This window comes from Cyanobium gracile PCC 6307 (assembly GCF_000316515.1).
In the GTDB taxonomy this organism is placed as follows: domain Bacteria; phylum Cyanobacteriota; class Cyanobacteriia; order PCC-6307; family Cyanobiaceae; genus Cyanobium; species Cyanobium gracile.
Map to the genome: position 1 here is coordinate 1,212,156 of NC_019675.1, position 23,935 is coordinate 1,236,090.

Genomic DNA, 23,935 nt, shown 5'->3' on the forward strand with positions numbered 1-23,935 from the left:
GCCCTGCAGGATCTGGCAGTTGGATTAAGGTCCGGCCGGACCGCCGGACTGCCCCCTTCGAGTCCTTCGTTGATTCCCCCGCCCCGCTCTTCTCGATGCCTTCGATCCTGATCACCGGCGGCGCCGGATTCATCGGCGTCAACGCCGCCCAGCACTTCGCCTCCCTGGGGTGGGAGGTGGCGATCCTCGACAACCTCTCCCGCCGGGGCACCGAGGACAACCTCCGCTGGCTTCTCGATCAGCATCCCGCCATCGCCTTCCACCGGATCGACATCCGCCAGGCCGGGGCCCTCGCGGAGGTGGTGGCCGCCGTGCGTCCGTCGATGCTGCTGCACCTGGCGGCCCAGGTGGCGGTCACCACCTCCTACACCAACCCAAGGGAGGATTTCGAGATCAACGCCCTCGGCACCTTCAACGTGATGGAGGCCGTGCGGCTCCATTCCCCCGAGAGCTTCGTGCTCTACGCCTCCACCAACAAGGTCTACGGCGGCATGGAAACGGTGCCGGTGGAGATGACCCCCCACGGCTATCGCTTCCGCGATCTCCCCTCCGGGGTGCCGGAAACCCAGCCCCTGGATTTCCACTCCCCCTACGGCTGCTCGAAGGGGGTCGCCGACCAGTACACGATCGACTACGCCCGCATCTACGACCTGCACACCTGCGCCTTCCGCCAGTCCTGCATCTACGGCACCCGCCAGTTCGGCATCGAGGACCAGGGCTGGGTGGCCTGGTTCAGCATCGCCGCCCTGCTGGAGCGGCCGATCACCCTCTACGGCGACGGCTGGCAGACCCGCGACGTGCTCGACGTACGCGACCTGGCCCGGGCCTATGAGGCCGCCTGGCACAGCCGCGACCGCATCAGCGGCCAGGCCTTCAACATCGGCGGCGGGCCGGTCAACACCCTCTGCCTGCGGGATCTGCTGCGCTTCCTGGAGGAGGAGCTGGCCATCACGCTCACGCCCCTGAGCGGCCAGTCCCGGCCGGGCGACCAGCCCGTGTTCATCTGCGATGTCACCAAGGCCTCCGAGCAGCTGGGCTGGGCGCCCGAGATCAGCGTCGATGCGGGCGTGCGCCACCTGATCCGCTGGGTCCGCGACAACCGCGACCTGTTCGGCTGGCTCAGGCAATGAGGCGGCCCCGGGCCCTGGTCAGCACCATCGAACCGGTGGACGGCGGCGTGCCCGCCATGACCACCGCCGTCACCCGGATGCTCGAGGAGCTCGACATCGAGCCCGTGTTCGCCTGGTATGCGCCCTGGAGCACCCATCCGCGTCTGTCGGTGCCGCTGCATGCGCTCGCCAGCGGCCGGCGCCCCGGCCGGATGGAGCGCCGCGTCTACGGCGACCATGAGGGCCATGGCCTGGGGGCCTGGCTGCCGGAGCTGGAGTTCACCCACTACCTGCCGCGGCGGGCCTGGAGGGAGCTGGTGGCCGGCTGCGACCTGCACCTCTCGGTGACGGGCAATCCTCTCTGCGCCGTCCCCTTCGCCCGCCTGGGGATCCCCTTCCTGGCGTGGGTGGCCACCCCCTGGAAGGAGGATCGGGTCGATCGCGTCCGGGGCTTCTCCCGGCCCCGGCGGCTGCTCGACCGGATGCTCAACGGACCGGTGCTGCAGCGGCTGGAGAGCCAGGTGCTGCGGGCCCCCCGGGGCCGGATCCTGGCGTTGAGCGGCTACACGGCCAGGGCCCTGGAGGCGCTGGCCCACCGGCCGATGGACGGGGTGATGCGGATGCCGGTGAATCCCGCCGTCTTCCGCCCCGCCCCGGAGCGGCTGGTGCCCTGGCGCGTCGGCTTCGCCGGGCGCTACGGGGACCCCCGCAAGCACATCACCCTGCTGCTGGAGGCCGTGGCCCGCCTCGTCGCCGCCGGCCACCCCGTCGAGCTCGTGCTGGCGGGCGAGCAGGACGTCGACCGCCTGCGCGGCCCCCTGGTGGCGATGGGACTGGCCGAGCGGGTGCGCTGCCTCCCCTGCCTGGCCCCCGCCGCCCTGGCGGAGGTGCTGCAGACGCTGGATGTGTTTGTGATCCCCTCCCACCAGGAGGGGCTGTGCATCGCGGCCCTCGAGGCCATGGCCTGCGGCGTCCCGGTCGTGAGCACCCGCTGCGGCGGACCGGAGGACTACGTGATCGACGACCGCACCGGCCAGCTGGTGGCCCGTGACGCCGCCGCCATGGCGGCGGCGATCGCGGCGATCAGCATCGATCGGGACCGGCGCGGACGCCTCTCCGCCGGCGCGCTCACCTGGGTGCGGGAGCAGGCGAGCCCCCAGGCGGCCCGGCGCACCTTCCTGGCCCACCTGGAGGCGGTCGCCCCCGGGAGGATTCCCTCTCTGCGGGAGGCCTAGGGCCCATGTGCGGCATCGCGGGCCAGCTGGGGAAGGACCCGGGCGACTTCGCCGCCAGGGTCGGCCCGCGACTCGCCCACCGGGGGCCGGATGATGCCGGCGTCTGGCAGGACGCCAACGCCTGCCTGGTGCACCGGCGCCTGGCGATCCTGGATCTCTCCCCCCTGGGCCACCAGCCGATGGCCTCCGCCTGCGGCCGCTGGCAGCTGGTGTTCAACGGCGAGATCTACAACCATGGCGAACTGCGCCGCCGGCTCGAGGCGGAGGGCCAGCGCTTCCGGGGCAGCGGCGACACGGAGGTGCTGCTGGCCTGGCTGGTGAGCCGGGGCCTGGACGGGCTGGAGGCGCTGCGGGGCATGTTCGCCTTCTGCCTCTACGACACCCGGGAGCGCAGTGCCCTGCTCGCCCGCGATCCCCACGGCATCAAGCCGCTCTACCTGCGCAGCGGCCCGGGGGGCTGCCTCGCCTTCGCCTCGGAGCTGCGGGCCCTGCTGGCCGCCGACGGCGAGGCGCCGCCCCTGAACCGCCGGGCCCTGGGGCGCTACCTGGCCACCGGCTCGGTGAGTGAGCCCGACACCCTGGTGGCGGGGGTGCAGCGCCTGCCCTGCGGCCACGCCGCCACCTGGCGCCAGGGTCGGCTGACGGTGCAGCCCTGGGGGGCTCTGCCGGAGAGCCTCGTGGGCGCCACCGGCGCCGGCTCCATGGCGGCCGCCGAGGCGGTGGCCCTCACCCGCTCGGCCCTCGAGGATTCGGTGGCGGCCCACATGGTCAGCGATGTGCCGGTGGGGCTGTTCCTCAGCGCCGGGCTCGATTCCGCCTCCCTGCTGGCGCTCGCCCCCCGGGGCCTGCACACCTTCACCATCGGCTTCCAGACGCCGGGCGCCGGTGGTTTCGATGAATCCGGGCCGGCAGCCCGCATCGCCGCCCACTTCGGGGCCCATCACACCCCCCTGAACCTCAGCGCCGACCAGGCCCGCCAGTGGCTGCCGGCCTTCCTGGCCAGCCAGGACCAGCCCTCCATCGATGGCTACAACACCTGGTGTGTCTCCAAGCTGGCCACGGAGCACGGGCTGAAGGTGGCCCTCTCCGGGCTCGGCGGGGATGAGCTGTTCGGCGGCTACCCCAGCTTCCGGATGGTGCCGAAGCTGCGGCGGTGGCGGCGCCTGATCGGTCCCGCCGGTCCACCGGCGGCGTGGCTGCTGCAGCGGATGCCCCAGGGGCGCCGCGCCCGGCTGCAGCGGATCGCCGGGCTCCTGCAGGCACCCGCCTCCCTGGCCGGGGCCTACGGCTGCTTCCGGGGCCTGTTCTCCCCCGCAGAGACCGAGCGTCTGCTGGCGCACTGGGGGCTCCGCCCTGAGCCCGCTGCCGTGCCGTCGACCGCCGATGGCAACGGCGCAGCGCCGGGGGGCCGCGAAGGGGTGGCCTGGCTGGAGGGCACCCGCTACCTCCGCAACCAGCTGCTGCCGGACAGCGACGTCATGGCGATGGCCGCCGGGCTGGAGCTGCGCCTGCCCCTGGTGGACGCCCAGCTGCAGCGCCGGCTGGCTCCGATCCCCGCCGCCCTGCGGCTGGCGGAGGGCAAGCAGCTGCTGGCCCGCAGCGTGCCGGAGCTGCCCGACTGGTTCCTGAACCGCCCCAAGCAGGGGTTCCGCTTCCCGTTTCAGCTCTGGCTGGACGACCCGGCGTCGCCCCTGGCCCTGCGGCTGCCCTCGACACCCCGGGGGATCGATCTGGCGCCCTGGTACAGGCGCTGGAGCCTGATGGTGCTCCAGCACTGGCTGCAGGCGCACCTCGGCCTCAGCCTTTCGCCGGCGCCCCGCCCATGAGCCGGTTCCCGGCGTGGCCGCCCGCGATGGTCGGGATGGCTCCAGAAAGGTCGCCTAGAATCTCGCCGCCGGCGGACGTCGTCTCCGCGGTGTCATCCAGTGCCCATCTCCATCCCTTGATCCGGTCCATCCCTTGATCCGGCCGTCCGAGCGGGGATGTCGAGCCCGACAGGATGGTGGGGACCATCGGGACGGCCCCAGCGCCTCTGGCCCGGACAGGGTTCCGCCCACCCCCGATCGCGGGGCCGCTTCCGTCCAGCCCGTCCTCCACCCGCCGTCCGGTTCCCCAGCTCCATGACGCTCATTCTGGGCATCAATGCCTTCCACGCCGATGCGGCCGCTGCCCTGGTGCGAGACGGGGTGATCGTCGCCGCGGCCGAGGAGGAACGCTTCCGCCGCATCAAGCACTGGGCCGGCTTCCCCAGCCAGGCCATCGCCTGGTGCCTGGCCGATGCCGGCGTCGGGCCGGCCGACCTCGACCACGTCGCCATCAATTCCCAGCCGGGGGCCCACCGCTGGCGCAAGGTGGCCTACACCCTGGGGCACCGTCCCGATCCCCGCTTCCTGGTCGCCCGCTGGCGCAACAAGCGGGAACGGGCCGATCTGGGCCAGCAGCTGGCCCAGGCCTTCCCCGGGGCCGCGATCAGGGCCCAGCTGCACTTCGTGGAGCACCACCGGGCCCACCTGGCCTCGGCCTTCTTCGCCTCCCCCTTCGAGGAGGCGGCGGTGATCTCCGTGGACGGCTTCGGCGACTTCGCCAGCGGCGCGTGGGGCCATGGCCAGGGAACCCAGCTCAGCCTCGATCGCCAGATCTGGTTTCCCCATTCCCTCGGCGCCTTCTACACGGCGATCACCCAGTACCTGGGCTTCCCCAACTACGGCGACGAATACAAGGTGATGGGACTGGCGCCCTACGGCCAGCCCACCCGGATGGAGGCGATGCGCCGCATCGTGCAACTGCAGGAGGACGGCACCTACCGCCTCGATCTGCGCTACTTCCTGCATGCCACCCAGAAGCTGCCCCACCAATGGAGCCATGGTGCCCCGGTGGTGGGCAGCCACTGGAGCCAGGAGCTGGAAGCCCTGCTCGGCCCCGCCCGCCGGGCGGATCAGCCGCTGGAGCAGCACCACATGGACATCGCCCGCTCGGCCCAGGCGATGTACGAGGAGGCCTTCTTCCACCTGCTGCGGGCCCTGCACCGCAGCCACCCCAGCGACCAGCTCTGCATCGCCGGGGGCTGCGGCGCCAACTCGGTGGCCAACGGCAAGGTGACCCTGGCCACCCCCTTCCGGCGCGTCTACGTCCAGGCGGCCGCCGGCGATGCCGGGGGCGCCCTCGGCGCCGCCCTCGAGGTCTGGCACGGTCTGGGCGGGCCCCGTTCCACGCCGATGCGCCATGCCTACCTGGGCAGCCAGCCGGCCCCCGGCGAAGTGGAGGAGCTCCTGGCCAGAGCGGACACCCGTGAGGCCCTGGAGCAGGCCGGATGCAGCCTGCAGCGGCCGGAGGAGGGGGTCCTGTGCGAGCAGGTGGCTGGCGCGATCGCCGAGGGGCTGGTGATCGGCTGGTTCGACGGCCGCATGGAATGGGGACCCAGGGCGCTGGGCCACCGCTCGATCCTCGGGGACCCCCGACGCGCCGACATGAAGGACATCCTCAACCTCAAGATCAAGCGCCGGGAATCGTTCCGCCCCTTCGCCCCTTCGGTGCTGGCTGAGGCGGTGGGCGAGTGGTTCAGCCTCGACGGGGAGGTCCCCTTCATGATGCAGGTGTACCCGATCCGCGAGGAGCAGCGCCCCCGCATCCCGGCCGTCACCCACGTGGACGGCAGCGGGCGGCTCCAGACCGTGAACGCGGCGGATAACGGCCGCTACTACCGCCTGATCCGGGCCTTCGCCGACCTCACCGGCGTGCCGATGGTGCTCAACACCTCGTTCAATGAGAACGAACCGATCGTCTGCACCCCCGCCCAGGCCCTCGACTGTTTCCTGCGCACCCGCATGGATCTGCTCGTGCTCGGCGACGTGCTGATCCGCCGGCAGGGGTGAGCGCCACGCCGCCACCCGGCCCCGCCACCGGCACCACGCCGCCCGACGGCGCCGCCGCCGGGCTCACGCTGATCGTGCCCACCCTCGATTCCCACCAGCTGCTGCCGCGGCTGGTGAACTCCCTGCAGCGCCAGAGCTGGCCCCACTGGAAGGTGCTGTTCATCGACGGGCCCAGCGGAACGGAGCACCGGGCCTGGCTGGAAGCCCTCTGCCACCGGGACCACCGCTTCCGCTGGCAACCCCAGGATCCTGCGCTCCCCGGCATCTTCGGGGCCATGAACCAGGGCTTCCGGGAGGCGCCCCCGGAGGACTGGCTGCTGTTCTGGGGCAGTGACGACTGGGCGCCCTTCCGCACCGTGCTCGAGGAGGCCATGGAGGCGACGCAGCGGGGCCCCCGCGGGGGCCAGCCGCCGGATCTGGTGGTCTGCAGCGGCCGCTATGCGGACAAGGGGCCGGACGGGGCCACCCGGCTGGGACGGCGCACCGCCTTCTCCAGCTGCAGGGCCTTCCGCCTCAGCCTGTTCCTGGGGTCCACCCCCCCCCACCAGGCCACCCTGATCGGCCCCGGGGCCCGCCGGCGGCTCGATCACTACGCCGAACCCTTCCGGCTCTCCGCCGACCTCGACTATTTCCTGCGCCTCAGCACCAGCCGGGATCTGAGGGCCCGGGGCCTGGATCTGGAACTGGTCCACATGGGGGAAGCGGGGGCCAGCGGCCAGCAGACCGGCCGGCGGCTCCATGAGGTTGTCCTGGCCTACCGCCGGGCCTTCGGGTGGCTCTGGGGCCTCCCCTTCGTCCTGCGCTACGTCCGGCGGCTCTGGAGTCGCCGGCCCGGGGCCGGGCAGGGGCAGACCCCCCCCAGACGGGACCGATAAGCTTGGCCAGGCCTGCGCAGCAATTCCCTTGCCCGAGGAGGAGAGGCCACCAGGGGCCGAACCGGAACCGCGGCGGCAACGGGTCCGCAAGAAAAAGCCGCGGCAGAGGGAGGGCTCGCTGCTGCAGCGTCTCTGGTGGAACCGCAGGGCCCGGCTGGGGCTCCTTGCCCTGGGCGTGGCCGGAAGCCTCGCCTGGTTCTTCGCACCCGCCTGGCAGGGGAAGCGGGGCACCTCCCCCCGGCCCTTGCGGCAGGCCGTCACGGGCGTCCCGAGGGGCTCCGCCCCGGACCCGGACGTCATCTCCGTCTTCATCGAGGATCCCTGGCGCAGCCAGTCCGCCCTGCTGCTCTGGCGCGACCGGCCGGGGGCCTATCTGGTGCTGCAGGGCAACGCCGAGTACCAGGCCATCACCACCACCCATCTCAGGAACCGCCAGCTCTGGCCCCGGGACACCTCCAGGATCGTGCGGCTGCTGCCGGGCTGCGACACGGTGGGCCAGGTCACCCATCTGGCAAGACTGCTGCAGAAATGGCCCCAGCAGGGCCGCATCACGATCGTGACAGCCCCGACCCACATCGATCGAACCCTGGCGATCTCCCGGATCGTCTATGCGGGCACCGGCTGGCAGGTGGATGGCTCCGACGCCGAGACCGGTGATCTGCGGCCCGAATCCCAGCTGCGCCTCTGGCGCGACCAGCTTCGGGCCTCCCTCTGGCGCCTGACCGGATGGGACGGGCGCCTTGACGGCAACAACTGCGTCTGATCCCCTTGGCCATCCCCACGCCCGCTCCGATCACGCTCTTCGGGGCCACCAGCCCGAGCGGTCAGGCCCTGATTGCTCGGGCCGCAGGGCGGGAGCTGGTGGTGGCGGGCCGACGGGAACCGCTGCCCCCGGCCGGCGGCGCCGCAGCACCGCCGTTCCTGCGCTGCGACCTGGAGGACACCAGCGCCGGGGCTGAGGTGCCGGCGGGGCTGCTGGTGAGCTTTGCCCCGATCTGGTCGTTCGCCCCCTGGCTGGACCGCTGGGCCCGCCGCGACCCGGCCGGCTTCCACCGGCTGCAGGGGGTGGTCGCCTGCTCCTCCTCCTCGGTGATCACCAAGCGCTTCGCCGCCAATCGCTTCGACCGGGATCTGGTGCAACGGCTGCGGCAGGCGGAGGAGTCGCTGGCCCAGACGTGCGCTGCCCACGCCCTCCCCCTGCGGATCCTGGCCCCCACCCTCATCTACGGCCAGGCCGGCCCCCTGGGTGATCGCAACCTCAGCCGGCTGCGCCAGCTGCTGCGCCGCCTGCCCCTGCTGCCCCTGCCCGGCCAGGGAGGGTTGCGGCAGCCGATCCACTGCAGCCAGCTGGCCGCCGTGGCCCTGCACCTGGCCGACCGCCTGGGCGAGGACGGCTTTGACCCCTCCCAGCCGGTGCACCTCCCCCTCGGCGGCGACGACACCCTGACCTATGCGGCCATGCTCCGGCGCCTGCAGGAGGCGACCGCCCCAGACGATCGGGCCCGCCACTGCCGCCTGCTGGCCCTGCCACCGCGTCTGTTCCTGTCCCTGGCCTCGCCGCTGCTGCTGGTCTCCCCGAAGCGCTTCGAGGCGGTGCTGCGCATGGGCGCCGATCTGGCCGGCTTCACGCCGGCCCACCGTCTTCTGGGCGGGTCCCCGGAGCCCTTTCCCGTGCTGCCCCTGGTGCCATGACCCCCCTGCACGGCCCGGCCTTCCTGCTGCTGGGCGCCGGCCTCGGGGCGCTGCTGCTGCACCGGCTGCTGCCCCTGCTGCGGCGCCGGCTGGTGGATCAGCCGAACGCCCGCAGCTCCCATCAGCGACCCACCCCCAGGGGCGGGGGCCTGGCCTTCGTGCTTGTCGGCTGCGGCCTGGCTCCCCTGGCGGGAGCGGGCTGGCCGGCCTGGATTCCCCTGATCTGCCTGCCGCTGGCCCTGGTGGGCCTGCTGGACGACCGCCTCGACCTGCCGGCCGCCTGGCGCTATGGCGTCCAGATCGCCACCGCCGGGGCCCTGGTGGCGATCACACCCCTGGCCCTGCCGTGGTGGCTGGTGCCGGTGGCGGTGTTCGCGGCCACGGCGGTGGTCAACTTCGTCAACTTCAGCGATGGGCTCGATGGGCTCGTCGCCGGCTGTGCCTCGGTGCTGCTCGTCGTTGCGGTGCTGGCCATGGCCCCAGCAGGAGGCGACGCCCTGCTCCCTCTGATCGGGGCCCTGGTGAGTTTTCTGGCCTGGAACTGGAGCCCGGCACGGGTGTTCATGGGGGATGTGGGCAGCACCTTCCTCGGGGCGGTGATCGCCGGGATGGTGCTGCAGCAGGCCACACCGGCCCTGGCCCTGGGCCTGCTGCTGGCGGGCTTCCCGCTGCTGGGGGACGCCTGCCTCTGCGTCCTGCGCCGGCTGGCCGCGGGCCAGCCGATCTTCCAGGCCCATCGCCTGCACCTCTACCAGCGCCTGCATCAGGCCGGCTGGCCCCACGGCCGTGTAGCCCTGCTCTACATCGGGGGCACCGCCCTGCTGGGGGCGGCCCTGCTCCTGCGGGGCCTGCCCCTGGAACTCGGCCTGCTGCTGCTGCAGCTGGCTCTCGGCCTGTGGCTCGATCGGCACCAGGCCGTCCCCTTCTCACCCTGAACGGGCAGTAACCTCATCAGGTGCAGGGATTGCCAGGGCCATGATCCATTCCGCCATCACACGATTGCTGTGTGAGAATGACAATCTCAGGAGGATTGCCTAGTCGCAATCAGCCCAGCCGGCGACAATCCCTCCAGCCGTTCCTTCCCTGGGATGTCCTTCCCTGCACCGGAAACCACACCCAGGCCCATCATCGAGGCGAAAAGTCTCCGGCTGGAATCATCCGGATATCGGTTCCTTCCCGCTTCTTCACCTGTCTTTTCGCAGTTTCATCTCCTGATTCGTTGATCACCGCCGAACTGAACGATTGATCCCCCAGCTCTCATTCCTCCGTTACGTGCAGAAGCAGCTGCTGGCCCGCCGGCTGCTGCTGGTGGTCTTCGATGGTCTGATGATCGTCGCGGCCTATCTCGGGGCCTTCGTCCTGCGGCTGCCGGACGCCACCACCCTCAAGGGCTTCCTGCCCTCCACGATCCTGCTGCTGCCCCTGGCCGTCGTCACCGGCCTGCCCGTCCTGGTGGTCTCCGGCTGGTACCGGGGGCTCACCCGCTATGCCGGCAGCCACTCCCTCTACGGCCTGGTGCCCCGCTCCGGCGCGATGGTGCTGATCCTGCTGCTGAGCAGCACATTGATCGGTGGGGCCCAGCCACCGCGCTCCTTCTGGATTCTCTACTGGCTGTTGTTCACCGGCGGGGCCATCGCCAGCCGCATCGTGCTTCGCGACGTCCTCGTCCATCACCTCGACCAGCGGGAGAACCATTCCCCCGGTGGCTCCCAGGGTGACGGCACCCTGATCTACGGCGCCGGGGCCTCCGGCATGGGGCTGATGCTGGCCCTGCGCAACGACCCCCGTTTCCGCATCGTCGGCTTCCTCGACGACGCCGAAGGCCTGCAGGGCCGGACCCTCCAGAACATGCCCATCCACTCGCCCGTGCGGCTGCCCCGTCTGATCGAACGCCACGGGGTGCGCAAGGTCCTGCTTGCCATGCCGACCATGTCGCGGCGACGCAAACGGCTGCTGGTGGATCAGCTCACCCGCCGGGGCCTGGAGGTGCTCTCGATCCCCTCCCTGGCCCAGATGGCCACGGGCCAGAGGATCGTCTCCGACCTGCAGCCGGTGGCGATCGAGGATCTGCTCGGCCGTGAACCCTCCAACCCCGACCCGGTCCTGCTCAAGGCCGGCGTCGAGGGCAAGGTGGTCATGGTGACCGGCGCCGGGGGATCGATCGGCAGCGAACTGTGCCGCCAGGTCGTGGCCCTGGGTGCCTCCCGGCTGCTGCTGGTCGAGCGCAATGAATTCGCCCTCTATGCCATCGAGCGGGAGCTGGGCTCCCAAGCCTGCGGGGTCGAACTCCACGCCGTCCTCGGCGATGCCTGTGACGCGGCCCGCCTCACCCTCGTCTGCCGCCAGCACGGAGTCGACACGATCTTCCATGCCGCCGCCTACAAGCACGTTCCCCTGGTGGAGGCCAACCTCTGCGCGGGCATCGCCAACAACATCGGAGCCACCGAGGCCGTGATCGCCGCCAGCCGCGCCTCGGGCGTGAGCCGGCTCACCCTGATCTCCACCGACAAGGCCGTTCGCCCCACCAATGTGATGGGGGCCAGCAAGCGCATCTGCGAACTGCTGATCCAGGCCGCCGCCGCCGAGATCGGCGCGGGTGGCCCGATCCTCTCGATGGTCCGGTTCGGCAACGTGCTGGGCTCCTCCGGCTCGGTGATCCCCCTGTTCCACCAGCAGATCTCCAAAGGCGGGCCGGTCACCGTCACCCATCCGGCCATCACCCGCTACTTCATGACCATCCCGGAGGCCGTCCAGCTGGTCCTGCAGGCCACCGGCATGGCCGTCGGCGGCGATCTGTTCCTGCTTGACATGGGCGAGCCGGTGCGGATCGCCGACCTGGCCCGCCAGATGATCGAGCTCTCCGGCCTGCGGGTGCGCGACGAGCACAACAGCGACGGCGACATCGCCATCCAGTACACCGGTCTGCGGCCCGGGGAGAAGCTCTACGAGGAGCTCCTGATCAGTGCCGCCGACCAGCCCACCCAGCACCCGCTGATCCGCAGGGCCACCGAACCCCATCGGGACAGCGAACAGCTCAGTCCATTGATCCAGCAGCTGCATGAGGCGCTCGTCCACTGGGACGAAGCCACCACCAGCCTGCTGCTGCGCCGCCTGGTCCCGGAATACGATCCTGACGAAGGCGTCCCGGCCACTCCTCTGGTCGACGCTGTGGCCCGATGACCAACAGCATCGAGCGACTCTCCAGCAGCTTCCTGCAGCGGATCCCCCCGGCCTGGAGGGCCGCCATCCCGGCCGTTCCCCCGCCTACGCCCCGCAACCTCTGGCTGGCCCTGGCCGCGGCCGTGGCCGTCCAGAACATCGCGGTGTTCCAGAGCAGCCAGAGCGAGCACATCACCGTGTTCGCCGTGCTGGTGTGGGGAGGGGCGGTGATCTGCATGGAGGACCAGTTCGAGGAACTCCGCCCCAGCCCCGCCGGCTGGGGACTGGTCATCGGCAGCGTGCTGCTGATCTGGGTTCTGGCCCGCTCGGCCCTGATCCTGCACTGGGACGGCCTGCTGTTCGCCCTGGCGCCGATCGGCGGCCTCAGCCTGGGTCTGATGGCGGAGAAACCAGCCCGCCTGGGCCGTTTCCGCGATCCGCTGCTCTGCCTGATGCTGCTGCCGGCCTTCGCTCTGCTGATGCGAACCCTGCCGGAAGCCCCCATCAGCCTGCTCACCGCGCGCCTCTCCGGCCTCTGGCTGAGCGTGCTCGGACTCGATGTGACCGTGATCGCCCGCAGCGTGCTGCTGCCCGGCGGCGGGGTGCGGGTGCTGGGCCCCTGCAACGGGGTCGACCTGATGGCCCAGATTCTCTGCGTGGGTGTCATCTTCCTGCTGGCCTTTCCGATCCGCTCCTGGGCCAGCCGCACCGTGGTGGTGCTGGTGGCACCGGTGATCGGGCTGGTCTGCAACACCTTCCGCATCGCGCTGCTGGCCGTGTTCGCCGGCAACGGCCACGGCAAGGGGAGCTGGCTGTTCGATTTCTTTCACGAGAGCACCGGCTCCCTGGTCTTTTCCGGGGTGGCGGTGCTGATCTTCGGCATGGTCTACATGCGGCTGCTGGAGCGGGAACTTCCCCCCCTGCCCGCACCGCCGCAACCGGGGGAGGGAGCGTGATCACGCCGCCCCTGCTGGTGCGGTGGTACGGCACGCTCGCCACCATCGCCGCCCTTCTGGCGACCCAGGCAATCCTGCTGCCGCGCTGGCCAACGGCCCCCCGTCCCCTGCCGGCTGAGCAGCTGGAGGCGGCCCTGCGCGGAGCCCAGCTGCTGCCGGGGACAGCCCGTCCCAGCCTCACCCCCCCCTGGCCAGCAAAGCGCAGCTACGAGCTGGCGACGTCGGAGCCAGTGGTTCTGCCCCTGCGGGACGGGTTCGAACTGACCCTGATGGGGGGAGCGGTGCGGCAGCGGTTCAACTTCCAGGCCGGCGCCATCGGCCTGGACCATGCCAGCCTGAACGTGGGCCAGCGTCGCCTGCTCGGCACACCGGTACCGACGGCGCAGGGCCTGGCCCAGGATCGCCCCACCCTCCAGACCTGCCTGGTGGCCGGCCCCGGCCTGGAGGAGCCCTTCGGGGTCACCCGCGAGCAGCTCACCACCCTCGCTGACCGTCTGGCGGTCGGCCGGCAGGCCGCCCTCGAGCGCGTGATCGGGCTCCAACCCAATCGCAGCTACGCCTGCACCCTGATCAGCCTGCGTGGGGCCAAAGGGGAGCCCCCCTCCGACCGGCTCTGGCAGCAGGTGCTGAGCCTGGTGGAGCCGGTGCTGCGAACCCGGACGTGAGCAGAGCCAACGGGCGTCACCCGTGGAGGGCGCGCTGATGGTGGGCCCCCTGCGGCGGTTTCTCAAGGGCCTGAGGCCGGCCGACCGGCCCCTGCCGCCGATGGCGGAGCGCTCCCTTCCCTGCAGCTGGGTGCTCACCGGTCAGCTGGCGATCGGTCCCATGCCCCGCAGCGACAGGCACTGGCGGCAGCTGGAGGAGGCCGGGATCCGCAGTCGCTTCAGCTGCTGCTACCAGGAGGAGGAAACCGCCCTGATCATTCCCGCCGGCTGGAGAAGCGACCGGATCTCCCTGCCCGACCACAGAGCCCAGGAGCCGCTGCTGCACCACAGACTGGCCCTGGCCCTGGCGAGGGCGGAAGCGCTCGTAACCGACGCCGCCCCCGTCTATCTGCACTGCATGGCCGGGTATGAGCGTTCTCCCCTGCTGGCCGTTGGACTCACGGCCCGACTGCGCGGGATCGATCTCCTGGCGGCCCTGGCCTGGGTGCGACGCTGCCACCCCATGGCCATGCCGATCTATGACCACCTGGTGATGCTCGAGGGCCTGCTCTCGGCAAGGCAGGCCCCAGGCGAGCAACGGGGAACCGGTCAGCTGGACCCCCTCCCTGGAGAGGAGAGGGGCCCCTGAACCGGGGGCTCAGCCCCTGTTGCCGAAACGCCGGCGCAGCCAGCCCATCGGGCCATCACCGCCCTCACGGGACGGGCGATGGCGGCGGGAGGGGACGCTCTCGGCGGGGGGCAGGGAGCTGGAGGAGCCGGCGCTGGGACCAATGCCGCCGTTGGTGGCGACCGGTACGGAAGCCTGATCCTCGTCCTCCCGGAAGTAGGTCTTGACGTCGGATTCGCCCTCGTTGTAACGGGCCGAGATGTAGGAGTTGGTGGCGGCCCCCTTCATGTAGCTGTCCCGATAACGCTGCACATAGCTGCCGAATCCACCCGTGGATGGCTCGCTGGCACTCTTGGCGTAGCCCGACGCCGAGGCGTAGGCGTAGTGATAGTAATAACCGTATTCGTAGCCGTAGTCATTGAGGCGGCTGGGGAAGTTGACCTGGTTGCAGATGATGCCCAGCACATCCACCCCCGAGGCCCTGATGCGACGGCTGGCCTGGGGAGCCAGCTCACGACTCACCTTGCCGAGACCCACCAGGAACAGGATGCCGTCCAGCTTCTCCCCGAGCAGGATCGGATCGGCCAGCATCAGACAGGGGGGCGCATCGACGATGATGATGTCGTAGCCGGGGAGGGCGCGGATCTCCTCCATGATCTCCTTGCAGCGGCTGGAGTTGAGCAGTTTCGCCGGATCGGGCGGCTTGGGGCCGGCGGGCAGCACATCCATGTTCTCGGCGATGGAGTGGATGAAATCCGTCGGTTTGCGTGTCGAATCCGACAACAGCGTGGAGAGGCCGTCGCCCTGCTCCACACCCAGATAACGGGCCTGCATCGGCAGACGCATGTCGGAGTCAATGACGAGCACCTTGAGGCCGAGGTCGGCGAGGGTGCGTGAGAACACCGCCACGGCGGTGGACTTGCCCTCCCCCTGGGTGGAGGAGGTGATCCCCACCATGCGGATGTTGTTGTCGGCGCGGAGCAGACGGAAGGTGGTGAACAGGCTGCGCAACGACTCCTTGATGGCGAAGCGCTCGCTCGAGGACATCTTGGAGATGCTGGTGGCGATGTCGACACCGGGCTCCAGGGGCAGGTAAGGGATCAGACCCAGCACAGGCAGCTGCAGGTCCTTCTCCACCTCCATGGGAGTGTGGAAAACGTTGTCCGTCCGCTCCCGCAGGATGGCGGCGCCGAGACCGGCCAGCAGGCCGATCATGATGGCCCGCAGCAGGTTGCGCTGGATGTTGGGCTCCACCGGACTGCTGCCGAAATCCGGGGGTCCGATCACTTCCCAGGGGGAGATGGAACGGGCCATCTCCAGCCGATACCGCTCCCTGGCCTGGATGTAGGAGGAGTACTGCTCCCTGGCGATCAAAAGCCGCTGGTTGATGTTCTCGAACTCCGCCAGCTTCTGAGGATTGTTCCGGAAGTTCTCGCTCAGCAGAAGGATCTGGCGGTTGATCTCATCCTGCTGGGCCACATTGGCGAGCAGCCGGGCCTTGACGGCATCGGCAGCCTGCCGCTGCACCACGGGCAGCAGCTGGTTGCGCCGGGCCAGCAGAGACTGCACGATCGGGGAGTTCTCCTTGAAGGTGCCCTTGGCCGTGGCCAACTCCTGCTCGAACTGGTTGAGGAGGTCAAGGGGCGTTTTGGTGCCGCTGGAGGCCTCGGCTGCGGAGTTGCCCCTGCCCGGTACGAGAACGCTGTTGCGACCAAGCTGCTCAAGGGCGGTTGGGGCGCCGCTGGGGGTGAACTGGAGCTTGCCGGTCTGGATCGACTTCAACTGGCTGTCGAGCTGCACCTGTTCGTTCTGAAGGGTGCGCAGCTGGTTGACGAGCCCTTCACGGGCCCCAAGGATCTGGCCGGCCGCCGTGGCCGGGTCAACGAAATTGTTGCGTTGCCGGAACTTGAGCATCTCCTGGGAGAGCTTCTGGACCCGCTCCTCGATGGCGGGAGCCTGCTCATCGAGGAAACGCACACCGGAGTTGACAGCCGCCTGGCGCTGGGTGAGCGAAAAGGCGGTGTAGTCCTTGGCGAGCTGCCGCAGGATGGCCTTGCCCTTGGCCGGATCCGGCCAACTCAGGGACACATTGAGAACATTCTCAACCTGGGCCGACTCCTGGTTGATGGAGAGGTTGCTCTCCAAGGCCCCTAGCGACACCCCCTGGCGTTGGGCAACCGGCCCGAGCAGCAAGGGGCTGCGCATCAGAACGATGAGGCTGGGCACATCGGTCTTGATCTCACTGCGGGCGATGGTCTCCACGGAACCGCCGCCGCCGCCGCCGCCGCTGCCGGGGTTGTCGAAGGGGTTGCTGATCTGCATCTGGAAACCCCCTTGGTAAACAGGGGAGAAGATGCGCTGCCGCAGGGTATTGATCGCCAGGACCCCGGTCACCACGGCGAAGGTGATCAGGAAGATGGATTGACGGCGCTTGACCGTGCGCACGAGGCCTCCGAGGCCGCCGCCGCCGGACTGGGTCTCACCCATGGGGCTGAGGGGGCTCTGCGACGACGGATCCACCAGGCCGGGGGCAGATCCACCTGTGCCGGGAAGGGACAACGGGCGCGCGGTTCCACCCGTGAAGGTCTCAGGAGGAGCACCCGTCGTTGTCACGTTATGTACCGCAGGGAAAGTTGTACCGATGATAATGGCAACCCGCAAAGAATGCCCCTTGACTCGGGCGTCTATGGTGGTAATCCGATTAATGTCCTTCGGTGGCTATTCTTCCCGAAACATCTGTACGCCAGGGATCTGCTGCAGATCAGGGACCAGCAGCCCGCAACGGAACCCGCTGGATGCGGGTCCGCCGGTCGATCCGGCACCGCCTTTCCGCCGTGGGGGTGCTGGGCCTGGCCGGTGTGCTGGTGGCCCCGACGGGGCTGAAGGCCGCGGTGCCCCAGGGTGCGGCGCCCCATTCCCCATGGCGCGGCCCGGCGGCAGTGAGCGCCACCCCCCTCCCCGGCCCTGCCTCGTCTGCTCCCCTGCCACTCACGGTCACGGAGGTCTACAACGATCTTTACGTCCTCGGCCCCGGGGATGGCCTCCAGCTCACGTTCACCGACCCCTCCGCCTCAGCCATCGGCGGCCCGGTCATCATCCTTCCCGACGGCACCTCGACGATGTCGTTACTGGGATCGGTGCAGCTCACCGGCCTGACCATCGGCCAGGCCACCCGCTGGCTCACCTCCCTCTACGCCAAGCAGCTGGTGAGACCGGAACTGATCCTCAGCCTCACCACGCCCCGTCCCGTCAAGGTGACCGTCATCGGCGAGGTGGGCCGTCCCGGCCTCTATCCCCTGCCCTCCTATTCCACGCCGGTCTCCGCGATCCAGACGGCCGGCGGCGTCACCCTGAATGCGGACATCCGCAAGATCCTGCTCCGGCGTCTGGCCGGGCCCGACGGCAGTCAGAAACAGACGGTGCTCGACCTGGCCCAGGTGTTCCAGGTCGGCAACCAGCGCCAGAACCCGATCCTGTTCGACGGCGACACGATCGTCGTCGCCCGCACCGAGGATCTGATCCCGGAGGAGATCCTCCAGATCGGATCCACCAACCTGGCCCCGGCCACCATCACCGTCTCGGTGATCGGCGAGGTCCGCAGCCCCGGCACCCTGAGCCTGCCCGCCAATACCCCCCTGGCCGAAGCCATCTTCCGGGCCGGCGGGGCGGAGAACTGGCGGGCCAACAAGAACGACATCGAACTTGTCCGCCTGAATCGCAACGGCACCACCACCCGTGAGGTCTACAGCTACAGGGATGGGATCGGCGTCTCCAAGGGTTTGAACCCCCCACTCCGGGACAGGGACACGATCATCGTCAATCGCACCTTCTACGCCGAAGCCATCGACGTCATCAATCAGGTCATCGTTCCCCTCAGTCAGGCCGCCAGCTCCTATTATTTCTTCCGAGATACATTCAACGGCAACAACAACAACAACTTCCGCTGACAACCGCTTTTTCAGCCCTCCCATGTACCGCGAACCCACCATCAGCCCCAAAGCCATCGCCTGGGCCCTGCTGAGTCAGTCGATCTGGCTGCCGTTGCTGGCCATTGATGCCCACGACCGCTGGCAGGCGCGGGTCAAGGACACGGCCATCCCCCAGCCAGCCGATCCCAAGGGCACCGACGAAGCCATCGCCTCCCTGCCGGAAGCACCTGCAGCCGCCCCGGTGGCCCAGACCTCCTCGCCCCTCGACGACCTGGGCTCCACCACCGGGCACGTGCTCAGCTCGGCCTCCGACAAGATCGGCTCCTTGCTGGATGCTCCCCTGGCCCGCAGTCTCGATCTGAGCGGCCCCTCCAACTCCTCGCGGGCCCGTCCCGATCCCGGTCGCCGACCGGTGGTCGCCCACCGCAGCACCGCGCCGGCGCGCGTGGCCAAGGCCCCTGCCGGCCCGGCCTCCTTCCGCATCGATGGCCCCCCCCTGGGTACCACCGGCCTGGGCAGTGCCCAGACCCTGCTGCAGCGGAACTTCTCGAACTCCGAGCTTCTCGGTGGCGTGCTCACCATCCACGACCTCGGCAGGCCCGCCATGCCCACGGTCGCCCGGGCCGAGCGGGCCCGATGGGCCAGAAGCGGCGACCCGATGGCTCCCCTGCCCCAGAACCTGAGGGAACCGATGCGCCAGGCGATCCGCACCCTGCCCACCCCCACGCCCACCAAAACGGCCAAGCTGCAGCAGGCCCGGGTCATCCACGTGCCCTCCACCCGGGTCAGCAAGCCCACCCAGGTGCCCCTCGCCATCCAGGCCGACGGCAGCGTCGATGTGCTGAGCCAGCCGGATGATCCCGCCGTGATCGAGGACATCCGGGAATGGTCCAGCCGCCAGCCGGCCCAGGCCCCCGGGACCGTCACGCCAACGGTCGTCAACCTCCAGCCGCTCCCGGCTGAGGTGAGGGCCACCCCCTCCCCCGTCCGGGTCGCGCCGGTGGCCAGCAGCGCCCCGATCGCCCCGCCGCCGGCCGCTGCCACGCTCGCCCCTGTGGCGGACGCCCCCGACCCCACCCCGGCCCCGGCCGGTCCCTCCGGCGCCGTGGTGTCCCCCCAGTGAGACGCAACCGGCTCCACCCCTTCGGCCTCCCCCTGGTCGGCCTGGCCTGTCTGGCTGTCGGTGGCGAGGCGGGCCGGGCCCAGTCCCTTCCCGCGCCACCGGCCCCCTGGGTTCCCATCGCGGCGGAACCCGCGGCGGCCGGCTGGGAGCCCGTCACCGACGCGGCCACCCTCCCACCGGACTATCTCCCGCCTCCGGCCAACCGCGATCCCGCCGAGCTGGCGATCGTGCCGCGTCAGGGCAAACCGATCGAGAACGTCGGCATCTACGGCATCGGCGGTGGCGTCAATTTCGGCAGCGATCTGCCCAACAGCGGGGTGTTGACCGGTCGGGTCGGGTACAAACTCAACGAAACTCTGGCGGTCTCCCTGCGGCCCAGCGTGATCTTCGGTAACCGGGATCTGCTGGGCCGCTACAACGGCCAGACCTCCTTCCAGCTTCCCCTCACCCTGGATCTGTTCCGTCGCTCCATGGTCTCCCCCTACCTGGGGGGTGGGATCGCCACCAACACCTATTCGACGGGACAGACCAACGCCATGCTCACCGGCGGAGTTGATGTGAACATCACCCAGAACGTGACCCTGGGGTTCAACGTCAACTACGTCTTCCTGCCCGATGGCGTCACCTTTGACGCCCTCCAGGCCATGACGCTTCTCTACCTCAAGTTCTGAGGCCAAGGCGCGTGGGTTGGGAGCTGGCTCAATCGGCCACCGCTTCGATGGCGGCGGCGATCGCCTGACGCTGTTCGGCGTCGTACCCCCAGCGGTTGAGGAAGGCCCTGTCCTCCGCCACCGCTCCCTCGGATCCACTGTCCTCCGCGGCAGCCGCCAGCAGGGTTTCCAGCCGCCGCTTCACGGCGACCGGCTCCAGCTGGCGCAGCAGTTCGGTGCTGCGCAGCTGCACCCGCTCTGAGCCGGCCTGGTGGTCCCGGTCCCCCGAGCGCCGGTGGTGGAGCACCATCGCCGTGCTCATGGCCAGGTTGCGGGCCGTGAGATCCACCACCCCCGGGCCCGCCTGCCGCAGGGCGGCCACCAGGGGTTCCGGCAGCCGGTCGAGCAGGGGCGCCTCGCCGGTGAGGCCGACCACGAAGAAGCCGCGGGCCCCGTCCCGGCTCGCCACCAGCTCCCCCACCCGATCGGCCAGCACCTCATCGCTGAGCTCCCCCGCTTCCCACAGGCCGATCCACTGGGCCGCGATCTCCATCGCCTGGGGGAAGCTCGGTGCCGGCGGGGTCCCGGTCAGGGGGGTCCCGGTCAGCGGGGCGTCATCGGTCATGGCGGCGGACGGGCGGCGGGGCCCACGGGCTGGCAGTGTTGAGGCTATGGACCCGAGCGCCCCGACCGCCAGCCCCGGCGATGCCCAGCCCGACAACGGCAGCAGCGAAGGGACGGCCTTCCGCTCCGGCTTCGTGGCCCTGATCGGACGGCCGAACGTGGGCAAATCCACCCTGCTCAACCAGCTGGTGGGCCAGAAGGTGGCGATCACCTCCCCCGTGGCCCAGACCACCCGCAACCGGCTGCGGGCCATCCTCACCACGCCCGCCGCCCAGTTGATCCTGCTGGACACGCCGGGGATCCACAAACCCCACCACCTGCTGGGGGAACGTCTGGTGCAGAGCGCCCGGGGGGCCATCGGCGAGGTCGATGTGGTGCTGCTGCTGGTGGATGCCAGCCAGCCGGCCGGCCGGGGGGACGGCTTCATCGTCGACCTGCTGCGCCACAGCCGGGTGCCGGTGCATGTGGCCCTCAACAAGAGCGACCGGGTCGGCGCCGACGCCGAGGATCTGGCCGCCACCTACCGGGAGTTGCTGGCGGAGGGTGGCGATCCCCCCGTGGCTTGGCCCCTGCACCCCTGCAGCGCCCTCAACGGTGACGGCTGCCAGGCCCTGGTGGAAGCCCTGGCCGCCGAGCTGCCGCCCGGTCCGCTGCTTTACCCGGCTGACACGATCAGTGACCAGCCGGAGCAGCTGCTGCTGGCGGAGCTGATCCGGGAGCAGGTGCTGACCCTCACCCGGGAGGAGGTGCCCCATTCAGTGGCGGTGCGGATCGAGCGGATCGTGGAGGACGAGGGCAAAGTCAAAGGCAAGGAACGCACGGCCGTGCTCGCCACCGTGCTGGTGGAGCGCAGCAGTCAGAAGGGCATCCTGATCGGCAAGGGGGGCCAGATGCTCAAGGCCATCGGCCAGGGAGCACGGCTGCAGATGCAGAAGGTGTTCGACGGTCCGGTGTACCTGGAGCTGTTCGTCAAGGTGGTGCCCAACTGGCGCAGCCATCCGGGCCGACTGGCCGAGCTGGGCTACCGGGGCGACTGAGCACGCCGGCAAACCGCATGCGCCAGCTTGGGGTTTGCGAAGATCCCAAGCGGGTCCACCGGCCCCGATCTACCGCCGCCCCGCCGTGACCAGCGCGACCGAGCCCCCCAGCCCAGACACGATCGCTCATTTTCCGCCCGAGACGATCGCGGCGTTCCTGGCCTTCTGCGCCGGCGACTGGCTCTCCCTGCGCAGCTGCTTCAGCCTCGAGGAGGCGGCGGAGGCGTCCCGGGAGGCCGAGGCGGACGGGGTCAGCTGGCACAGCTCCGAGCGGGGGGACCTGAGCGTCACCTACCTGGCCCCTGAGCAAAGCGGCGAGCCCGGAGGACTGGAGATCACCCCACCGGGAAGCGGCCGCCACCGACTCCTGTTCCGCCCCGACGGCGGCTTCCAGGGCAGCGCCCCGGACGGGGCCACCAGCTCGGGGCGCTGGCAGCTCTGGCCGGACGGAAGCCTGGAGCTGACCAGCGAGCGCGCCGGCACCTCGGTGCGGGAACGGATCTGGTTCACCAAGGCCAACCTGCGCCTGCGCAGCAGCGTGGAGCACCACCCCGACGGCCGACCAGGCCGGGCCAGCTTCAGCTCCGAGATCCGGCGGGTCAGCCGACCCGCCGGCTGAGGCCACCCCCATGCGCTTCGATGTGGTCAGTCTGGTGCCGGACGCCTTCACCCCCCTGCTGGGGCTGGGGGTGATCGGCCGCGCCTTCGCCGCCGGCATCGCCGAGGTCCACACCCACAACCCCCGCGACCACGCCACGGATCGCTACCGCAAAGTGGACGACGTGCCCTACGGCGGCGGCGCCGGCATGGTGCTCAAGCCCGAGCCGGTCTACGCCGCCTTCGAAGCCATCCCGGTGCTGCCGCGCCGCCGCGTGCTGCTGATGAGCCCCCAGGGCCAGCCCCTGCACCAGCGCGACCTGCGCCGCTGGGCGACGGAGCACGACCAGCTGGTGCTGCTCTGCGGCCACTACGAGGGCTTCGATGAACGCATCCGGCCCCTGGCGAATGAGGAGGTGTCCCTGGGGGATTTCGTGCTCACCGGCGGCGAGCTGCCTGCCCTGGTGGTGATCAGCGGCGTGGTGCGGCTGCTGCCCGGCACCGTGGGCTCGCCGGACTGCCTCGAGGCCGAGAGCCACAGCGGCCTGCTGCTGGAGCACCCCCACTACACCCGGCCGGCGGAGTTCCGCGGCATGGCGGTGCCGGAGGTGCTGCGCAGCGGCGACCACGGTGCCATCGCCCGCTGGCGGCTGGAGCAGCAGGTGGCCCGCACCCGCGAGCGCCGCGCCGACCTGCTGGCCCTGTGGCAGGCGCAGCAGGAGACCTGAAGCACGCCCCCTGAAACGCGCCATCGCCCCGGACCGGCGACACTGGATCCGCCCCCACCGCCCCCCATGCAGCTGCGCATCGGCAACGGCTACGACATCCACCGGCTCGTCCCGGGCCGTCCCCTGATCCTGGGCGGCGTGCGCCTGGAGCACCCCGACGGCCTGGGGCTGGACGGCCACAGCGACGCCGACGTGCTCGTGCATGCCCTGATGGACGCCCTGCTGGGGGCCCTCAGCCTGGGGGACATCGGCACCCACTTCCCGCCGGAGGAGGAGCGCTGGCGTGGCGCCGACAGCCTGGTGCTGCTGGAGCAGGTGATGGCGCTGGTGGTGGAGCGGGGCTGGCAGGTGCTCAACCTCGACACGGTGGTGGTGGCGGAGCGGCCCCGCCTCAAGCCCCACATCGCCGCCATGCGGGAAGCGATCGCCGGCCGCATGGGCCTGGCTCCCGAGCAGGTGGGGGTGAAGGCGACCACCAACGAGGGTCTGGGGCCCACGGGCCGCCAGGAGGGCATCGCCTGCCATGCGGTGGCGCTGCTGCACCGGTCGTGACCCGTCAACCGCCGCGGCTCGCTACCTTGCTCGCCGCCCTCTGCCTGTTCACTATCGTGCTGGTCGGCCTTCCCGCCTCGGCCCAGGCCGTCAGTGCCCTGACCCAGGGGCCGGTCGTGGAGCAGCTGCGGGTGAAGGTGCCCGCCGGCGCCCGCGGTGCCTGGCTGCTGGCGGAGGAGGAGAGCTGGGGGCCCTGGCTGCAACGCCAGGACGGCTTCCTGGGCCGGGACCTGCTCTGGGATGCGGAACGGGAGGAGGGCCTGCTGCTGATCCGCTGGCGCAGCCGCCGCCAGTGGCTGGCCATCCCGGCCAGCGAGATCAAGGCCGCCCAGGTCCGCTTCGAAGCTGCGGCCCGGCGGGCCCTGGCCCACGACCCGGGGGAGAGGGGTCTGGCCCGGGCCGCCAACCCCTTTCCCCTGGTCCACGCCGGTGAACTGGAGTGGGTGGCTCTGACGCCGCCGCTGGAGGAGGAGGGGCATTGAGCGAGGACGCCCGGCTCGACCTGGGCCGCCGGGGCCGGCTCGG

General features: G+C 70.5%; 22 protein-coding genes. 20 read left to right on the plus strand and 2 right to left on the minus strand.

From position 1 onward, the window contains the following. Positions 1–95: 95 nt before the first annotated feature. From CYAGR_RS05735 to CYAGR_RS18835, 12 genes are all read left to right on the plus strand, one after another. Complete coding sequence (locus CYAGR_RS05735; RefSeq protein WP_015108842.1) at positions 96–1,130, plus strand: GDP-mannose 4,6-dehydratase; 1,035 nt, start codon at positions 96–98, stop codon at positions 1,128–1,130. Continuing rightward, entirely contained in the window at positions 1,127–2,344 is a 1,218-nt protein-coding gene (locus CYAGR_RS16395; RefSeq protein WP_015108843.1) for a glycosyltransferase family 4 protein, read from the plus strand. Before CYAGR_RS05735 ends, CYAGR_RS16395 begins: the two co-directional genes overlap by 4 nt. A 5-nt stretch (positions 2,345–2,349) precedes the next feature. Beyond that, positions 2,350–4,170 carry an asparagine synthase (glutamine-hydrolyzing) gene (gene asnB, locus CYAGR_RS05745; protein ID WP_015108844.1) on the plus strand — a complete coding sequence of 607 codons (1,821 nt, stop codon included), beginning with the start codon at positions 2,350–2,352 and terminating at the stop codon, positions 4,168–4,170. A 294-nt stretch (positions 4,171–4,464) separates the two neighbouring features. Beyond that, complete coding sequence (locus CYAGR_RS05750) at positions 4,465–6,216, plus strand: carbamoyltransferase family protein (protein WP_015108845.1); 1,752 nt, start codon at positions 4,465–4,467, stop codon at positions 6,214–6,216. Further along, positions 6,213–7,091, plus strand: a complete 879-nt coding sequence (locus CYAGR_RS05755; protein WP_015108846.1) for a glycosyltransferase — start codon at positions 6,213–6,215, stop codon at positions 7,089–7,091. Before CYAGR_RS05750 ends, CYAGR_RS05755 begins: the two co-directional genes overlap by 4 nt. A 28-nt stretch (positions 7,092–7,119) precedes the next feature. Further along, a complete protein-coding gene (locus tag CYAGR_RS05760) occupies positions 7,120–7,854 on the plus strand; it encodes a hypothetical protein (protein WP_015108847.1) in 735 nt (244 codons plus the stop codon). A gap of 5 nt (positions 7,855–7,859) precedes the next feature. Next, a complete protein-coding gene (locus CYAGR_RS16400; RefSeq protein WP_015108848.1) occupies positions 7,860–8,783 on the plus strand; it encodes an SDR family oxidoreductase in 924 nt (307 codons plus the stop codon). Next, positions 8,780–9,718 (plus strand): MraY family glycosyltransferase, encoded by a 939-nt coding sequence (locus tag CYAGR_RS05770; RefSeq protein ID WP_015108849.1) that lies wholly within the window; start codon positions 8,780–8,782, stop codon positions 9,716–9,718. The genes CYAGR_RS16400 and CYAGR_RS05770 overlap by 4 nt, the downstream gene beginning before the upstream one ends. A gap of 307 nt (positions 9,719–10,025) precedes the next feature. Then, positions 10,026–11,963, plus strand: a complete 1,938-nt coding sequence (locus CYAGR_RS05775) for a polysaccharide biosynthesis protein (protein WP_015108850.1) — start codon at positions 10,026–10,028, stop codon at positions 11,961–11,963. Beyond that, positions 11,960–12,898 (plus strand): exosortase/archaeosortase family protein, encoded by a 939-nt coding sequence (locus CYAGR_RS05780; RefSeq protein WP_015108851.1) that lies wholly within the window; start codon positions 11,960–11,962, stop codon positions 12,896–12,898. The genes CYAGR_RS05775 and CYAGR_RS05780 overlap by 4 nt, the downstream gene beginning before the upstream one ends. Next, positions 12,895–13,563, plus strand: coding sequence for a hypothetical protein (locus tag CYAGR_RS05785; protein ID WP_015108852.1), 669 nt, complete (start codon positions 12,895–12,897; stop codon positions 13,561–13,563). The genes CYAGR_RS05780 and CYAGR_RS05785 overlap by 4 nt, the downstream gene beginning before the upstream one ends. Before the next feature lie 22 nt (positions 13,564–13,585). Further along, entirely contained in the window at positions 13,586–14,191 is a 606-nt protein-coding gene (locus CYAGR_RS18835; RefSeq protein ID WP_071881554.1) for a protein-tyrosine phosphatase family protein, read from the plus strand. A gap of 9 nt (positions 14,192–14,200) precedes the next feature. Here CYAGR_RS18835 and CYAGR_RS05800 read toward each other — a convergent pair whose 3' ends face one another. Then, positions 14,201–16,657, minus strand: a complete 2,457-nt coding sequence (locus CYAGR_RS05800) for a GumC family protein (protein WP_015108854.1) — start codon at positions 16,655–16,657, stop codon at positions 14,201–14,203. Between the two features lie 308 nt (positions 16,658–16,965). On the opposite strand from CYAGR_RS05800, the gene CYAGR_RS05805 reads away from it, so the two are divergent. The 3 genes from CYAGR_RS05805 to CYAGR_RS05815 are packed head-to-tail and all read left to right on the plus strand — an operon-like array spanning position 16,966 to position 19,893. Next, entirely contained in the window at positions 16,966–18,117 is a 1,152-nt protein-coding gene (locus tag CYAGR_RS05805) for an SLBB domain-containing protein (RefSeq protein WP_015108855.1), read from the plus strand. Positions 18,118–18,139: 22 nt separating this feature from the next. Beyond that, positions 18,140–19,222, plus strand: coding sequence for a hypothetical protein (locus CYAGR_RS05810; protein WP_015108856.1), 1,083 nt, complete (start codon positions 18,140–18,142; stop codon positions 19,220–19,222). Then, a complete protein-coding gene (locus CYAGR_RS05815; RefSeq protein WP_015108857.1) occupies positions 19,219–19,893 on the plus strand; it encodes an outer membrane beta-barrel protein in 675 nt (224 codons plus the stop codon). The genes CYAGR_RS05810 and CYAGR_RS05815 overlap by 4 nt, the downstream gene beginning before the upstream one ends. Positions 19,894–19,921: 28 nt before the next feature. Here CYAGR_RS05815 and CYAGR_RS05820 read toward each other — a convergent pair whose 3' ends face one another. Next, on the minus strand, positions 19,922–20,497 hold the full coding sequence (locus CYAGR_RS05820) for a hypothetical protein (RefSeq protein WP_015108858.1): 576 nt from the start codon (positions 20,495–20,497) through the stop codon (positions 19,922–19,924). Positions 20,498–20,543: 46 nt separating this feature from the next. On the opposite strand from CYAGR_RS05820, the gene era reads away from it, so the two are divergent. From era to CYAGR_RS05845, 5 genes are all read left to right on the plus strand, one after another. Beyond that, on the plus strand, positions 20,544–21,533 hold the full coding sequence (era, locus tag CYAGR_RS05825) for a GTPase Era (RefSeq protein WP_015108859.1): 990 nt from the start codon (positions 20,544–20,546) through the stop codon (positions 21,531–21,533). An 85-nt stretch (positions 21,534–21,618) separates the two neighbouring features. Beyond that, entirely contained in the window at positions 21,619–22,152 is a 534-nt protein-coding gene (locus CYAGR_RS05830; RefSeq protein ID WP_015108860.1) for a phycobiliprotein lyase, read from the plus strand. Positions 22,153–22,162: 10 nt separating this feature from the next. Next, on the plus strand, positions 22,163–22,858 hold the full coding sequence (gene trmD / locus CYAGR_RS05835) for a tRNA (guanosine(37)-N1)-methyltransferase TrmD (protein WP_015108861.1): 696 nt from the start codon (positions 22,163–22,165) through the stop codon (positions 22,856–22,858). A 66-nt stretch (positions 22,859–22,924) separates the two neighbouring features. After that, on the plus strand, positions 22,925–23,410 hold the full coding sequence (gene ispF / locus CYAGR_RS05840; protein ID WP_015108862.1) for a 2-C-methyl-D-erythritol 2,4-cyclodiphosphate synthase: 486 nt from the start codon (positions 22,925–22,927) through the stop codon (positions 23,408–23,410). After that, a complete protein-coding gene (locus CYAGR_RS05845; RefSeq protein WP_245552619.1) occupies positions 23,407–23,892 on the plus strand; it encodes a TIGR03792 family protein in 486 nt (161 codons plus the stop codon). Before ispF ends, CYAGR_RS05845 begins: the two co-directional genes overlap by 4 nt. Positions 23,893–23,935 lie beyond the last annotated feature (43 nt).

Coding starts and splice junctions, on each gene's coding strand:
- CYAGR_RS05735 (WP_015108842.1), top strand. CDS start 96: ATGCCTTCGATCCTGATCACCGGCGGCGCCGGATTCATCGGCGTCAAC.
- CYAGR_RS16395 (WP_015108843.1), top strand. CDS start 1,127: ATGAGGCGGCCCCGGGCCCTGGTCAGCACCATCGAACCGGTGGACGGC.
- asnB (WP_015108844.1), top strand. CDS start 2,350: ATGTGCGGCATCGCGGGCCAGCTGGGGAAGGACCCGGGCGACTTCGCC.
- CYAGR_RS05750 (WP_015108845.1), top strand. CDS start 4,465: ATGACGCTCATTCTGGGCATCAATGCCTTCCACGCCGATGCGGCCGCT.
- CYAGR_RS05770 (WP_015108849.1), top strand. CDS start 8,780: ATGACCCCCCTGCACGGCCCGGCCTTCCTGCTGCTGGGCGCCGGCCTC.
- CYAGR_RS05780 (WP_015108851.1), top strand. CDS start 11,960: ATGACCAACAGCATCGAGCGACTCTCCAGCAGCTTCCTGCAGCGGATC.
- CYAGR_RS05800 (WP_015108854.1), bottom strand. CDS start 16,657: ATGGGTGAGACCCAGTCCGGCGGCGGCGGCCTCGGAGGCCTCGTGCGC.
- CYAGR_RS05805 (WP_015108855.1), top strand. CDS start 16,966: ATGCGGGTCCGCCGGTCGATCCGGCACCGCCTTTCCGCCGTGGGGGTG.
- CYAGR_RS05810 (WP_015108856.1), top strand. CDS start 18,140: ATGTACCGCGAACCCACCATCAGCCCCAAAGCCATCGCCTGGGCCCTG.
- CYAGR_RS05820 (WP_015108858.1), bottom strand. CDS start 20,497: ATGACCGATGACGCCCCGCTGACCGGGACCCCCCTGACCGGGACCCCG.
- era (WP_015108859.1), top strand. CDS start 20,544: ATGGACCCGAGCGCCCCGACCGCCAGCCCCGGCGATGCCCAGCCCGAC.
- trmD (WP_015108861.1), top strand. CDS start 22,163: ATGCGCTTCGATGTGGTCAGTCTGGTGCCGGACGCCTTCACCCCCCTG.
- ispF (WP_015108862.1), top strand. CDS start 22,925: ATGCAGCTGCGCATCGGCAACGGCTACGACATCCACCGGCTCGTCCCG.